Origin of the sequence: Pseudomonas ficuserectae (genome assembly GCF_024584585.1) — a bacterium.
GTDB lineage: Bacteria > Pseudomonadota > Gammaproteobacteria > Pseudomonadales > Pseudomonadaceae > Aquipseudomonas > Aquipseudomonas amygdali.
On sequence record NZ_CP085684.1, the window covers coordinates 5,978,680 to 5,991,939 of the forward strand.

Annotated in this window: 12 protein-coding genes; 6 read left to right on the forward strand and 6 right to left on the reverse strand. The window is 59.3% G+C overall.

The features are described from left to right. Positions 1-155 precede the first annotated feature (155 nt). Together LJU29_RS26870 and purE are read right to left on the reverse strand one after the other, a co-directional pair. Entirely contained in the window at positions 156-1,238 is a 1,083-nt protein-coding gene (locus LJU29_RS26870; protein WP_054995301.1) for a 5-(carboxyamino)imidazole ribonucleotide synthase, read from the reverse strand. Between the two features lie 9 nt (positions 1,239-1,247). Further along, complete coding sequence (gene purE, locus LJU29_RS26875; protein ID WP_057454338.1) at positions 1,248-1,739, reverse strand: 5-(carboxyamino)imidazole ribonucleotide mutase; 492 nt, start codon at positions 1,737-1,739, stop codon at positions 1,248-1,250. A 378-nt stretch (positions 1,740-2,117) separates the two neighbouring features. On the opposite strand from purE, the gene LJU29_RS26880 reads away from it, so the two are divergent. Then, positions 2,118-2,732: a reprolysin-like metallopeptidase gene (locus LJU29_RS26880; protein WP_005734972.1), complete on the forward strand. Its 615-nt coding sequence runs from the start codon at positions 2,118-2,120 to the stop codon at positions 2,730-2,732. 38 nt (positions 2,733-2,770) lie between these two features. Here LJU29_RS26880 and LJU29_RS26885 read toward each other — a convergent pair whose 3' ends face one another. Then, entirely contained in the window at positions 2,771-3,682 is a 912-nt protein-coding gene (locus LJU29_RS26885) for a LysR substrate-binding domain-containing protein (RefSeq protein WP_002555901.1), read from the reverse strand. Positions 3,683-4,000: 318 nt separating this feature from the next. Here LJU29_RS26885 and aspA point away from each other — a divergent pair, with 318 nt between their 5' ends. The 3 genes from aspA (at position 4,001) to LJU29_RS26900 (ending at position 8,193) form a co-directional block, all read left to right on the forward strand. Next, positions 4,001-5,425, forward strand: a complete 1,425-nt coding sequence (gene aspA / locus LJU29_RS26890; RefSeq protein ID WP_257111440.1) for an aspartate ammonia-lyase — start codon at positions 4,001-4,003, stop codon at positions 5,423-5,425. 282 nt (positions 5,426-5,707) lie between these two features. Then, entirely contained in the window at positions 5,708-7,159 is a 1,452-nt protein-coding gene (locus tag LJU29_RS26895) for an alanine/glycine:cation symporter family protein (RefSeq protein WP_257111441.1), read from the forward strand. 29 nt (positions 7,160-7,188) lie between these two features. Beyond that, a complete protein-coding gene (locus tag LJU29_RS26900) occupies positions 7,189-8,193 on the forward strand; it encodes an asparaginase (RefSeq protein WP_004659093.1) in 1,005 nt (334 codons plus the stop codon). 59 nt (positions 8,194-8,252) lie between these two features. Here the strand turns inward: LJU29_RS26900 and LJU29_RS26905 are convergent, their stop codons facing one another. The 3 genes from LJU29_RS26905 to pdxR all read right to left on the reverse strand — a co-directional run bounded on the left by LJU29_RS26905 (position 8,253) and on the right by pdxR (position 12,088). Beyond that, positions 8,253-9,140 carry a bestrophin family protein gene (locus LJU29_RS26905; RefSeq protein WP_004659096.1) on the reverse strand — a complete coding sequence of 296 codons (888 nt, stop codon included), beginning with the start codon at positions 9,138-9,140 and terminating at the stop codon, positions 8,253-8,255. Between the two features lie 120 nt (positions 9,141-9,260). After that, on the reverse strand, positions 9,261-10,472 hold the full coding sequence (locus LJU29_RS26910) for a YeeE/YedE family protein (protein WP_257111442.1): 1,212 nt from the start codon (positions 10,470-10,472) through the stop codon (positions 9,261-9,263). 53 nt (positions 10,473-10,525) lie between these two features. Further along, the gene (gene pdxR, locus LJU29_RS26915; RefSeq protein WP_257111443.1) at positions 10,526-12,088 is read right to left on the reverse strand and encodes a MocR-like pyridoxine biosynthesis transcription factor PdxR; all 1,563 of its coding nucleotides are present in this window, start codon (positions 12,086-12,088) and stop codon (positions 10,526-10,528) included. 89 nt (positions 12,089-12,177) lie between these two features. On the opposite strand from pdxR, the gene LJU29_RS26920 reads away from it, so the two are divergent. Then, entirely contained in the window at positions 12,178-12,816 is a 639-nt protein-coding gene (locus LJU29_RS26920; protein WP_054996374.1) for an FMN-binding negative transcriptional regulator, read from the forward strand. After that, complete coding sequence (locus LJU29_RS26925; protein WP_005756992.1) at positions 12,813-13,259, forward strand: GNAT family N-acetyltransferase; 447 nt, start codon at positions 12,813-12,815, stop codon at positions 13,257-13,259. The genes LJU29_RS26920 and LJU29_RS26925 overlap by 4 nt, the downstream gene beginning before the upstream one ends. Position 13,260: the final 1 nt, after the last annotated feature.

Genomic DNA, 13,260 nt, shown 5'->3' on the forward strand with positions numbered 1-13,260 from the left:
CCCGCTAATTCTCGTTCCCACGCTCCGCGTGGTAATGCATTTCGTGACGCGGAGCGTCACCCAATGCATGCCAACGCGGAGCATTGGCACGATAGTCAGTTGGATTTGTGTATTACGTCGAGCGCAGAGCATTGGCACGATAGCCGCGGGCCTGATCAGCCCTTGATCAACGCTTCAACCAGCTTCACCTGACGATCCAGCGTAGCGCGGTCAACGCTGCGGACCGTAGCGTGCCCTACTTTGCGGCCTGCCTTGAATGCCTTGCCGTAGTGGTGCAGGTGGCAATCTTCGACGGCGATGACCTTGTCCACTGCTGGCACTTCACCGATGAAATTGAGCATGGCGCTCTCGCCGACCTTGGCTGTGGAGCCCAGCGGCAGACCGGCAACCGCCCGCAGGTGGTTTTCGAACTGGCTGCACTCGGCGCCTTCGGTCGTCCAGTGACCGGAGTTGTGTACCCGCGGCGCAATCTCGTTGGCTTTCAGGCCGCCGTCGACCTCAAAGAACTCGAATGCCAGCACGCCCACGTAATCCAGCTGCTTCAGTACACGACCGGCGTAGTCTTCGGCCAGTGCCTGCAAAGGGTGGTCGGTGCTGGCGATGGACAGGCGCAGGATGCCGCTGTCGTGCGTGTTGTGAACCAGCGGGTAGAACCGGGTCTCGCCATCACGTGCGCGAACGGCGATCAGCGACACTTCGCCAGTGAACGGCACGAAGCCTTCCAGCAGGCAAGGCACGCTGCCCAGCTCGGCGAATGTACCGGTCACATCTGCTGCCGAGCGCAGGACCTTCTGGCCCTTGCCGTCATAACCCAGCGTACGAGTCTTGAGCACGGCCGGCAGGCCAATGCTGGCCACCGCAGCATCCAGATCGGCCTGCGACTGAATATCGGCGAATGCGGGCGTCGGAATGCCCAGATCCTTGAACATGCTTTTTTCAAACCAACGGTCACGCGCAATGCGCAACGCCTCGGCGCTCGGATAGACCGGTACGAACTGCGACAGAAACGCCACGGTCTCGGCCGGAACGCTTTCGAACTCGAAAGTCACCAGATCGACTTCATCAGCCAACTGACGCAGATGGTCCAGATCACCGTAATCGGCACGCAGATGCTCGCCAAGTGCAGCAGCACAGGCATCCGGCGCGGGATCGAGAAAGGCGAAGTTCATGCCCAGCGGCGTACCTGCCAATGCCAACATGCGGCCGAGCTGGCCGCCACCGATTACACCGATCTTCATGGAAAAACCTCAGGCGTGGCGTGGGTCTGGATTGTCCAGGACGCTGTCTGTCTGCTCAGCGCGGAATTTCTTCAGCGCTGCGTGGAATTGAGGGTGTTTGGCGCCCAGGATACTGGCCGAAAGCAGCGCAGCGTTGATCGCCCCCGCTTTGCCGATGGCCAGGGTCGCTACCGGAATACCCGCAGGCATCTGCACGATCGACAGCAGGGAGTCGACACCCGACAGCATCGACGACTGTACCGGAACGCCCAGCACAGGCAGGTAGGTCTTGGCGGCACACATGCCAGGCAAGTGAGCGGCACCGCCAGCACCGGCGATGATCACTTCAATGCCACGGCCCTCTGCTTCGTCGGCGTACTGGAACAGCAGGTCCGGCGTGCGGTGAGCTGAAACCACCTTGACTTCATAAGGGATGCCGAGCTTTTCCAGCATGTCGGCAGTGTGGCTAAGGGTGGACCAATCGGACTTGGAGCCCATGATCACGCCAACCAGTGCGCTCATCGTCGTGCCTCTCATCGGGCGCCCGCAGGCGCGTCTGAAAACAACAAGCCACGCGGGGGAACCGGCGTGGCTTGTTGTACGAATAGTGACCGATTTAGCCGGCCAAAGGCCGCGCAGTATACCGCAAAGTGGTGAGTTTAAAGCACCTGCGATCACCTTCTGTCAGCAGCACCGCCAGAGATCGACGCAAGCCGTGCCCTAGAGCCGGACACACTGAAATTCCAACACGTTAACCAGCGCGCCTTACAACATGAAAGGCCTTGCCCTACGACACTAAACGACATAGCAGGACTGTCAGGCCCGGACAGTATTTGTTTAACTGGAAGCGCGACATTGAAGTCGCAATCTAACCTGACTCTCAAGGATGAGAACGTACCAATGAAAAACAAACTGACAGTCTGGCTGTCACTTGCCGTCTTTTTTTACCTGCCATTTGCCAGCGCCGCCGGCCCCAATCTGGGACTGTTCGTGATCATGCACGATCAACTGACAAAATATGAACGCGCTGAACTGGGTGACAACTACTTGAATCCCTTTCTCGCTCAGTTGCAGGAAATCACGGGGCGCAGGACAACGGTCACATTCATCAACGACGAACCGGGCCTTACAGACTTCGCCTATCGTGGGGAGGAGGATGAACAGTCGTTATACAGGCTATTTCAGACGAGCACCGCTTATGCAGACGCTAAAAACCTGCCACGCCCGTCCGAGCGCCATAAATACGTGCTGGTGACTTCCAATAAAATCCACGGGACGTTACACGGCGTTGCAGCAACAAGCCATCACGTCGCGATGGCGTCCCTGAAAGATTACAACACGCTGCCGCATGAGATCGGCCACCTGTTTGGCGCTACGCATGAGGCGGCTAGCGGTTTTCCATGCCAGACGACTATGTGGGGATATTCCACCACCTCAATCATCCCCTGCTATTACTTCAGCGATGCCAACAAGGAATTGATTCGCAAATACGTCGATAACATATCTGTTCGCTGAGCAAACGGCCTGTTGTCATGCATCACAACAGGCCGTTTTTATGCTTCGCCCGGCGACGCTGCACTCTCAAGCTTGCGCCACAGCAGGCGCACATTGGCCTTGCGTACCAGAGCGCAACGGTAAAGGCGAATCTCCAGCGGCACATGCCACTGCGGCCCGCCACACACCACCAGTTCACCGCGCGCCAGTTCGGCGCGCACACTCAGTTGCGGAACCCAGGCGATGCCCAGCCCTTCCAGTGCCATGCTTTTCAGGCTATCGGCCATCGCCGTCTCGTAAACCGTCGTGAACCGCAGGTTGCGCTGACGCAGCAGCAGATTCACCGAGCGCCCGAGAAAGGCCCCGGCGCTGTAGGCAAGCAACGGCACACTGCCCTCGCCTTCCATATCGAATAACGGCTGCCCATCGGCATCTGCCGCACAGACCGGCAACATCTCGGTATGGCCCAGATGCAGCGAGGGGAAGATTTCAGCGTCCATTTGCAGCGCGGCGTCAGGATCATAGAACGCCAGCATCAGATCGCAACCACCTTCACGCAACGCGTGTACGGCATCGCCAACGTTGGTGGCCACCAGCCGGGTGGCAATGTTCAGCCCTTCGTTACGTAGCTGGGCAATCCAGCGCGGAAAGAACCCCAACGCCAGCGAGTGTGCCGCAGCAACCTGCATCACCTCACCCTGCCCACCTTCCAGATGATGCAGATGGCGCACGACTTCGCCCAGTTGCTCGACCACGGTACGCGCGGTGACCAGAAACAGCTGCCCGGCAGCCGTCAGCTCGATGGGCGTGCGCGAGCGATTGACCAGGGTCAGCCCCAAGGCCGACTCAAGACTGCGGATACGCCGACTGAACGCTGGCTGAGTCACGAAACGACGCTCGGCGGCCTGAGAAAAGCTGCGGGTGGCCGCCAGGGCGCTGAAATCCTCCAGCCATTTGCTTTCCAGATTCATCAGGTCCTCCCGGACAATGGATGACTGCTTCGACAGGCGACTGCGCATGCCCTGCACCCACCCGGCTTGAAGCGACCGCAGTGGGACGACCGGCAACGCGCTGCGGATACATGGCCAGACGGCTCTGGCAAGGCCTCCGAAGCAGCGTCCGGGTGCGACATTTTGCCCCCTTTACGCACTTAACGGAATCCGGGTCACACCCTGATTATGCCGTTATTGCATAGGCCAGCGTTTAACAGCATTGGTCAAGACAGGGTGGGAAGCCCAATATTCGCGGCGTTCCGGCATTGTCCGTGCCTTTTTGAGACTTCTTTTATCATGTCCTCGCCTGCATCATCGCGCATCGAAAAAGACCTGCTTGGTGTTCTCGAAGTACCTGCCAACGCGTATTACGGCATCCAGGCCCTGCGAGCGGTGAACAACTTTCACCTCTCAGGCGTGCCGCTTTCGCACTACCCTAAACTGGTTGTGGCCCTGGCCATGGTCAAACAGGCGGCAGCTGATGCAAACCACCAGCTCGGACACCTCAACGATAAAAAGCATGCGGCCATCAGCGAGGCCTGCGCCCGTCTGATCCGTGGCGACTTCCACGATCAGTTCGTGGTCGACATGATTCAAGGTGGCGCTGGCACGTCCACCAACATGAACGCCAACGAAGTCATCGCCAACATCGCCCTGGAAACCATGGGCTTCGAGAAAGGCGAATACAAGCACCTGCACCCCAACAACGATGTAAACATGGCGCAGTCGACCAACGACGCCTACCCGACCGCGATCCGCCTGGGTCTGCTGCTGGGCCATGACGCCCTGCTCGCCAGCCTCTCCAGCCTGATCCAGTCGTTCGCCGCCAAGGGCGAAGAATTCAACCATGTGCTGAAAATGGGTCGTACTCAGTTGCAGGACGCCGTGCCAATGACCCTGGGTCAGGAGTTCCGCGCCTTTGCCACCACCCTGACAGAAGACCTCAACCGCCTGCGCAGCCTGGCACCCGAGCTGTTGACCGAAGTGAACCTGGGCGGTACGGCCATCGGCACCGGCATCAACGCCGACCCTGGCTACCAAAAGCTTGCCGTCGACCGCCTGGCGCTGATCAGCGGCCAGCCGCTGGTGCCGGCAGCCGATCTGATCGAAGCGACCTCCGACATGGGCGCGTTTGTACTGTTCTCGGGCATGCTCAAGCGTACTGCGGTCAAGCTGTCGAAAATCTGCAACGACCTGCGCCTGCTGTCCAGCGGCCCGCGCACCGGGATCAACGAAATCAACCTGCCGGCACGCCAGCCAGGCAGCTCGATCATGCCCGGCAAGGTCAACCCGGTAATCCCGGAAGCGGTCAATCAGGTTGCTTTCGAAATCATCGGCAACGACCTGTCGCTGACCATGGCCGCTGAAGGCGGACAATTGCAGCTCAACGTGATGGAGCCACTGATCGCTTACAAGATCTTCGACTCTATCCGCCTGTTGCAGCGCGCCATGGACATGCTGCGCGAGCACTGCATTGTGGGCATCACGGCCAACGAACAGCGCTGCCGCGAGCTGGTCGAGCATTCGATCGGCCTGGTGACCGCACTGAACCCCTACATCGGTTACGAAAACTCCACCCGTATCGCCCGCATCGCGCTGGAAACCGGCCGCGGCGTGCTGGAACTGGTGCGTGAGGAAGGTCTGCTCGACGATGCCATGCTCGACGACATCCTGCGCCCGGAAAACATGATCGCTCCGCGTCTGGCCCCCTTGAAAGCCTGACAGGAAATGACCTGCGCACCAAGCTCACCAGATTGAGGGCCTAGACACCCCTCAATTTTTTGAGGGTCTGGGAGTGATTCTCCAGACCCTTTTTTTTGCCTGCAGCAAAGAGCTCCGACACTGGACCCAGAGCCTTCGGCACCCCACTTTGGCGGAGTAATCCGTGGAAGTATTCATTCATCGTCGCGAATGAAGAATCAGACGTCCAAGAAAGCGACTACAGACGTAAAAACTTTGCACCGGTATAGTGCGCCCCCTCAAAAGTAGCGAGGGATAACAAAAATGCTGGAAATGATTAACGACTTTCTCTCCGGTAAGGTACTGATCGTACTTATCGTTGGCTTGGGTAGTTACTTCACGATCCGCTCGCGTTTCGTTCAGTTTCGACACTTTTTCCACATGTTCTCGGTTTTTCGCGACAGTCTGCGCAGCAGCGCGGGTCAGTTGAGTTCGTTCCAGGCCCTGATGCTCAGCCTTGCGGGCCGCGTGGGAGCAGGCGACATCGCAGGCGTCGGCATTGCCGTAACGCTGGGCGGTCCGGGCGCCTTATTCTGGATGTGGGTCACCGCACTGGTCGGCATGTCCAGCAGTTTCATCGAGTGTTCGCTCGCCCAGCTCTATAAACGCAAGGATTCCGAAGGACAGTTCCGCGGCGGTCCGGCGTTTTACATCCAGCACGGTCTGGGCAAGCGCTGGCTGGGCATGGTCATGGCCGTACTGTTGCTGGTGACCTTCGGTTTTGCCTTCAACGGCCTGCAATCCCACGCCGTGACCGACTCGCTGAAAAGCGCGTTCAACATCGACACCCGAACCACCGGCATCTGTCTGGTCGTGCTGCTGGGTCTGGCCTTCGTCGGCGGCATCAAGCGTATCGCGGCAATTTCCGACCTGCTGGTTCCAGTCAAGACCCTGATCTACATCGCGGTCACCATCTACGTCATCGTTCTGCAGATCGACCACGTTCCCGGCATGCTGATGACCATCGTCAGAAGCGCCTTCGGTCTTGACCCGGTATTCGGCGGCCTGATCGGCAGCGCTATCGTGATGGGCGTCAAGCGTGGCGTGTTCGCCAACGAAGCCGGTCTGGGCAGTGCGCCCAACGTGGCTGCCGTGGCGCATGTAGAGCACCCGGTTGCACAAGGCGTGGTTCAGGCGTTCAGCGTGTTCCTCGACACCTTCGTAATCTGCACCTGCACCGCCTTGCTGATCCTGCTGTCCGGTATCTACGACATCGGTTACGACGGCAACGGCATCGTTCTGGCGCAGAACTCGCTGGCCGCAGTGGTTGGTGACTGGGGCAGAATCTTCATCAGCGTGGCGCTGGCACTGTTCGTCTTCACCTCGATTCTCTACAACTACTACCTGGGTGAAAACAGCCTGCGGTTCCTGTTTGGCGAAAAGATCCAGACCATCATCATCTACCGTATCGCGGTGCTGGTACTGATCATGTGGGGTGCCGTCGTCGACCTGAAAGATGTACTGGCGTTCGCCGACATCACCATGACAATGCTGGCGTTCGTCAACCTGATCGCGCTCGCCATGCTGTTCAAAGTCGTCAAGCGCATTCTGAACGACTACGATTCGCAGCGTCGGGCTGGCATCAAGACGCCGGTGTTCGATTCCAGCCAGTTCCCTGATCTGGACCTGGATCGCAACGCATGGCCAGCCAATCCGACCCGTCAGTCGACACAGGACGCCGAAGCGGCCGCCAAGCCTGTGCCCGAAGCACGATAACCAACGCGACCTTACGCCGGAGAACAACCATGACTGATCATGCACATAAACCCGCTCAGAGCGTCATGGTTCTTTACACCGGCGGCACCATCGGCATGCAGGCCAGCGCCAACGGCCTGGCACCTGCCTCGGGTTTCGAGGCGCGGATGGCCGGGCAACTGGCCGAGCACCCGGAACTGCGGGTGCCGCAGTGGCGCTTTCGCGAGATGTCGCCGCTGATCGACAGCGCCAACATGACCCCATCCTACTGGCTGCGCCTGCGTGAGGCGGTGATCGAGGCGGTGGAGGTCGATGGCTGCGATGCTGTTCTGGTGCTGCATGGCACCGACACCCTGGCATACAGCGCGGCGGCGATGAGCTTCCAGTTGCTGGGGTTCAGCGCACCGGTGCTGTTCACCGGCTCTATGCTGCCTGCCGGCGTGCAGGACAGCGATGCATGGGAAAACGTCAACGGTGCCCTGCTGGCGCTGGGTTCGGGTCTGGTGTCAGGCGTTCAGCTGTATTTCCACGGGCAACTGATGACGCCTGTGCGCTGCGCGAAAATTCGCAGCTTCGGTCGTCAACCGTTCGCACCGCTGCAACGCTCGCGTGGCGGTCATGCGGTGGTTTCGCTGCCCGATGCACTGAACTACCGGCAGGCGAAGACGCTTGCAGAGGTCGCCGTGTTGCCGCTGTTTCCCGGCGTCGGCGCAGCTCAGCTGGACGGTCTGATCAACAGCGGTATTCGGGGTCTGGTGCTTGAGTGCTTCGGCAGCGGCACCGGGCCAAGTGATGATCCGCAGTTTCTGGCCAGCCTGGAAAATGCACGAGCGCTTGGTATCTGCGTGGTGGCGATTACCCAGTGCCACGAAGGCGGTGTCGAGCTGGATGTCTACGAAGCGGGGAGCCGTCTGCGCGGTGCTGGCGTGCTCTCCGGTGGCGGCATGACCCGTGAGGCAGCGCTTGGCAAACTGCATGCACTGCTGGGGGCAAGCCTGACGACCGAGGAAGTCAGGCGGCTGGTCGAACTGGACCTGTGTGGCGAGCTGCGTTAAGCCACCGCAATCTCTGCGTTATCCGAGGCGTTCTGCACACGCGCAACGCCTCACCCTCTTTACGAAGCCTTGCTTTCTTCCTGCGCGCCCCTGAGCATCGAATCCAGATTACGCTCGATGTTTTCGCACAAAGCCGTCATCTGAATCTCATGTTCGCTGGCACGGAACGGACTCTGCAGGTCGGTGCCGATCTTTTCGATGGCCAACAGCATGAAACCCACCACGGTTGATGCCAGCGGCGTGAACCAGCCCAGGGTCTCCACCAGGCCAATCGGTACGATCAGGCAGAACAGCGTGATGAACAGACGCGGAAAAGCGACGTACGGATAAGGCAATGGTGTGTTGGCAATACGCTCCATACCGCCCTGGCAATTGGAGATGTCCACCATGGTCGACTCAAGACGCGCCAGACGAATGCTGTCCAGTCGCCCCGCCTGATACTCCTTGGCCAACAGCGCAGCCGACGTATTGAGCAGGTCGTTGGGAAAGTTGTTGGTGTCGTGACGACGTTCGAATTCCTCGCGAGGAATCAGCATCTGAACCTCATCACCACATTTGGCGCCCTTCAGGTGCGCGGACAGGCATTTCACGTAGGCAACATGGCGACGCAACAGCGTGGCCTTGACCGGGTTGATCCCGTCGTCATCCTCGACCAGCGTCAACACCTGCCGAGCGAAGCTGCGCGAACTATTGACCAGCGCGCCCCACAACGTTCGTGCTTCCCACCAGCGATTGTAGGCGCTGGAATTACGAAAGCTGGTGAGGACCACAAGTGCCGAGCCCAGTAGGGTCAACGGCATGGAAGGCAACGTGATCTTGCGCTCCAGATACAGCATGAAGTCGACCGTGACGATCACATCCCAAATCAACAACCAGAAAAGCGACCAACCCACGTAACCGATGGTCTTGCCGAGAAAACGGATTTTCGAAATGATCGTTTGCTGCAAAAGAACTACCCCATCGAAAAATAAGCGAATCGCAGGCTGACATCTGCCGCATGGCCTTTGAATGCCAAACCGGCAGATGGTTCGCAAACGACCCGCTTTATCTTGGGGTTACAGACTTCCTCAGCAGCCAGTCAGCGCCACTTGCGGGCGTTCGCCAGCAAAGAAAATCGGCCTCAAACGCACGCCGATCACGTTACCGGCGTAGGCTGCAACCAGCCATAGCCAGCCGTGCAGGCTACCCGAGGCAATACCACTGAAGTACGCGCCGATGTTGCAGCCGTAGGCCAGTCGAGAGCCATAACCCAGCAGCAACCCGCCGATGACCGCAGCAACCAGCGAGCGCGTGGGAATGTCCAGGCTCGGCGCAAAACGGCCGGCCAGCCCTGCCGCCAGCAAGGCACCGAGCATGATGCCGATGTCCATCACACTGGTGACGTCTTCCCACACCGGAGCCGCCAACGCCTTGGCATTCGCCGCGCTCTGCCAGAACACCCAGCTGCCGACGTCCACACCCAGACCACTGGCTACCTTCGCGCCCCATAGCGCAAACGCCGAGGTGATGCCCCACGGACGACCCGCCAGCGCCAGTGTTGCGTAATTGAGCAGCGCCAGCGCGACAGCGCCCCAGACCAGAACCCATGGCTCGCGCAGCACCCGGCTCAACCCACGATGGTCAGTGGTAACCGGCGTTTCAAGCTGTCCATGACGCCGCTTTTCGAGCTTCACGGTTATGAAAGCGATCAAGGCGAACAGAGCGAGATTCACGATCAGCGCAGGCAATACGCCGAAGGTCTTGACCAACGAAACTGCCGGGAACGAAGGCAGGGCAAACCACCAGTCGACGTGATGGGTCGCAATCAACGAACCGAGGATGAAAAACAGCAGCGTCACCAGCATGCGTGCATTGCCGCCACCTGCGGTGAACAACGTACCGGACGCACAGCCACCGCCCAGTTGCATGCCGATACCGAAGATGAACGCCCCCACGACGACCGAAATTCCGACCGGCGCAACCAGTCCGGTAACGGGCTGACCGAACAGCGTGCCAGCACCCAGCGCAGGGAAAAACAGCACCACAGCCACCGCCAGCATGACCATTTGCGCCCGCAAACCCGCACCGCGCCGCTCACGGATAAACACCCGCCACGCCGAGGTGAAGCCGAATGCCGCGTGATACAGCGTCACGCCCAGCGCTGCACCGACGATCCACAGCATTACCTGGCGGGTGCCGACACTGAGCAGCAGAAACTGGGCGCCCATCAGCAGCAGGAACAGCGCAGCCAGCGGCGCGCCGAACTTGCGTCCGGGTGTTGCAGTAAGAGAGTTGTTCATGGGTATCTCAGGACAAGTAACAGAAAGTGCAGATTATACGCCTGCCAGCGGGACTACTCGGACCAGGCCTTGCGCAGCCTGTTCAATGCATCGGCAATCTCGACCTCGGGCACGGCGGCGAAACCCAAAACCAGCCCGGCGCGGTTATCCACAGGCTCACTGGAGTCGGGCAGCCAGTAATCACTCAAGGCATTCATCTCGACGCCAACGCTACCAGCCTTGGCAATCAGTGCCTGCTCACGCGCGACACTGTCTACCTTGACCATCACATGCAGCCCTGCAACCACCCTGGGCATTGCAGCGCACCCTGCTATGTCGGCAGGCCAGTTATCCAGCAGCGCATTGCGACGACTCAGCGCCGCGCGACGCATACGACGGATGTGTCTTTGGAAATGCCCCGACGCAATGAATTGCGCCATGACCGCCTGCACGCCAATCTCGGTATGGCGCATGTCTACCGCCTTGCGCTGGCTGAACGGGCGGACAAGTTGCTCAGGCAGAACCAGATACCCCAGGCGCAGCGCCGGAAAGGCGACTTTTCCGAATGTGCCGACATAGAGCACTCGACCACTCTGCTCCAACGCAGCCAACGGGGCCAATGGCGAACCGCTGTACCGATACTCCCCATCGTAATCGTCCTCGACAATCCAGCTCTGGTGCCTCTCGGCCCAGGCCAGCAACTCCAAGCGCCGTGCCAGGCTCATGACTACGCCAGTCGGGTACTGATGCGAAGGGGTCACATACGCCAATCTGCAATCGGCCTGCTCAAGCTCGGCGCAACGCATGCCCTCGTTATCCACAGGCACGCCGTGCAATCGCGCACCTGCCATTGCAAACGCATGACCCGCCGCGCGATAGCTTGGATTTTCCACAGCAACGCTATCGCCCGGCGTCAAAAGCAACTGTGCACAAAGGCTGATTGCATGTTGCGCGCCGCTGGTGATCACAATTTGCTCAGCCGTGCAGTGCAGCCCACGCGATGAACGAAGATAAACGGCAATCAACTCACGCAGCCGCGAATCTCCCGCAGCGGTGCCGTAACCCAGCTGAGCAAGGTCCGGCTTGCGCCAAAAGGCCGCATACAGCTTGCCCCACAAGGCAAACGGAAAAAGATCGAAGGCTGGAACGCCTACCCGAAAAGCCCGCGGCCTACCCGTCGGCGGCTCGTGCAAATGATGCTTTTCGAGCAGCACGCGTGTCGGGTTGTGGATAACTTCACCGGAACAATTCGACGGCATTTCCGCCGCAATTGTGGACAAACCTGTGTGTAACCCTGTGGATACACCTGTGGGTAAGTTGGTGGATAGTTTTTTACGGCTTGGCCGTCGAGGCGCCGCGCTTCGTTCAGACAGCTGCGCAACATACGTACCGTCGCCAACGCGCCCTTCAATAAAACCCTCGGCATACAGCTGGTCATAGGCCCGTATGACGCTGTTACGGGAGATGCCCAGTGAATGCGCCAAATCGCGACTGGCGGGCAGACGCATGCCGCCACTCAAGCGTCCATCAAGCACTTGCTGGCGCAAAATCTCGTAGAGCTGCTTGCTCAAGCCGTGATTCGGGTCCAGCTCGATGCCGGTAAGCGTGGGTGGAAACGCGACAGGGGCGATGGGCATGAATTGGTCCCATGAAACTTATAAAAAATGGATCTTACATCAGACCAATACCTTGCCTACGATCGCTTCATCAGCCAAGGAACATGACCATGTACATACCTGCTGCCTTCAAGGAAAACGACACGCTCAGCCTGCACGAGCAGATGGATCAAACTCGCCTGGCTATTCTTGTCACACAGGGTGAAGAGGGATTGCACGCGACTCACTTGCCGCTGCTGTTGCGCCGCGATGAAGGTCCGCACGGCACGCTTTACGGGCATCTGGCCAGAGCCAACCCACAGTGGCAGCAGTTGAACTCAGGTGTCGAGGCGCTGGTGATTTTTCCCGGCGGCGATGCCTATGTGAGCCCGTCTTTCTACCCGGGCAAGGCAGAACACGGCAAGGTTGTACCTACCTGGAATTATCTGGCCGTGCATGCCTATGGGCAGGCCACGGTTTTTACCGATGCAGCGCAACTGCACCAATTGCTGGCTGACCTGACCCATCGCCATGAATCCAGCCGCCCGCAACCCTGGTCAATCGAGGATGCACCTGCGGACTACATTGCAAAAATGCTGGGGGCGATTGCAGGGTTTGCAATTCCCGTGCAGCGGCTGCAAGGCAAACGCAAACTCAGTCAGAACCGCAGCGCTTCGGACATGGCCGGGGTACGCGACGGCCTCGCAGCAAGCGAGAATGCAAACGACCAGCAAATCGCTCGCTTGATGAGCGCAGGGAGAACGTCATGACCGATGTCCGGATTCGCGTCGTTACTGTCAACGACCATAAAGCCTGGCTGCCACTATGGCAGGCCTATCTGCGCTTCTACAATACCGAGCTGGCCGAAAGTGTCAGCGACGTCACCTGGCAACGCCTTGTGGATTCGCACGAGCCGACCCACTCGGCGCTGGCCTGGCTGGATGGCGAAGCGGTGGGCATGGTGAACTTCATCTACCATCGCTCCAACTGGAGCATCAACAATGCCTGTTACCTGCAGGACCTGATTGTCGCGCCGGAACAACGCGGAACAGGCATTGGCAGGCAGCTGATCGAGTTTGTTTACGCCACGGCCAAGGCAGACGGTTGCGACAAGGTGCATTGGCTGACCCACGAAACCAACGCCACGGCCATTCAGTTGTACGAAAGGATTGCCGAACGGCCTGGCCTTATACAATTTCGCAAAGCGCTCTGAA

What these genes read in the sequence shown, in the direction of transcription:
- LJU29_RS26910 (WP_257111442.1), bottom strand. Translation starts at nt 10,472, where the DNA reads ATGAACAACTCTCTTACTGCAACACCCGGACGCAAGTTCGGCGCGCCG.
- LJU29_RS26885 (WP_002555901.1), bottom strand. Translation starts at nt 3,682, where the DNA reads ATGAATCTGGAAAGCAAATGGCTGGAGGATTTCAGCGCCCTGGCGGCC.
- pdxR (WP_257111443.1), bottom strand. Translation starts at nt 12,088, where the DNA reads ATGCCCATCGCCCCTGTCGCGTTTCCACCCACGCTTACCGGCATCGAG.
- LJU29_RS26925 (WP_005756992.1), top strand. Translation starts at nt 12,813, where the DNA reads ATGACCGATGTCCGGATTCGCGTCGTTACTGTCAACGACCATAAAGCC.
- LJU29_RS26895 (WP_257111441.1), top strand. Translation starts at nt 5,708, where the DNA reads ATGCTGGAAATGATTAACGACTTTCTCTCCGGTAAGGTACTGATCGTA.
- aspA (WP_257111440.1), top strand. Translation starts at nt 4,001, where the DNA reads ATGTCCTCGCCTGCATCATCGCGCATCGAAAAAGACCTGCTTGGTGTT.
- LJU29_RS26870 (WP_054995301.1), bottom strand. Translation starts at nt 1,238, where the DNA reads ATGAAGATCGGTGTAATCGGTGGCGGCCAGCTCGGCCGCATGTTGGCA.
- LJU29_RS26880 (WP_005734972.1), top strand. Translation starts at nt 2,118, where the DNA reads ATGAAAAACAAACTGACAGTCTGGCTGTCACTTGCCGTCTTTTTTTAC.
- LJU29_RS26900 (WP_004659093.1), top strand. Translation starts at nt 7,189, where the DNA reads ATGACTGATCATGCACATAAACCCGCTCAGAGCGTCATGGTTCTTTAC.
- LJU29_RS26920 (WP_054996374.1), top strand. Translation starts at nt 12,178, where the DNA reads ATGTACATACCTGCTGCCTTCAAGGAAAACGACACGCTCAGCCTGCAC.
- purE (WP_057454338.1), bottom strand. Translation starts at nt 1,739, where the DNA reads ATGAGCGCACTGGTTGGCGTGATCATGGGCTCCAAGTCCGATTGGTCC.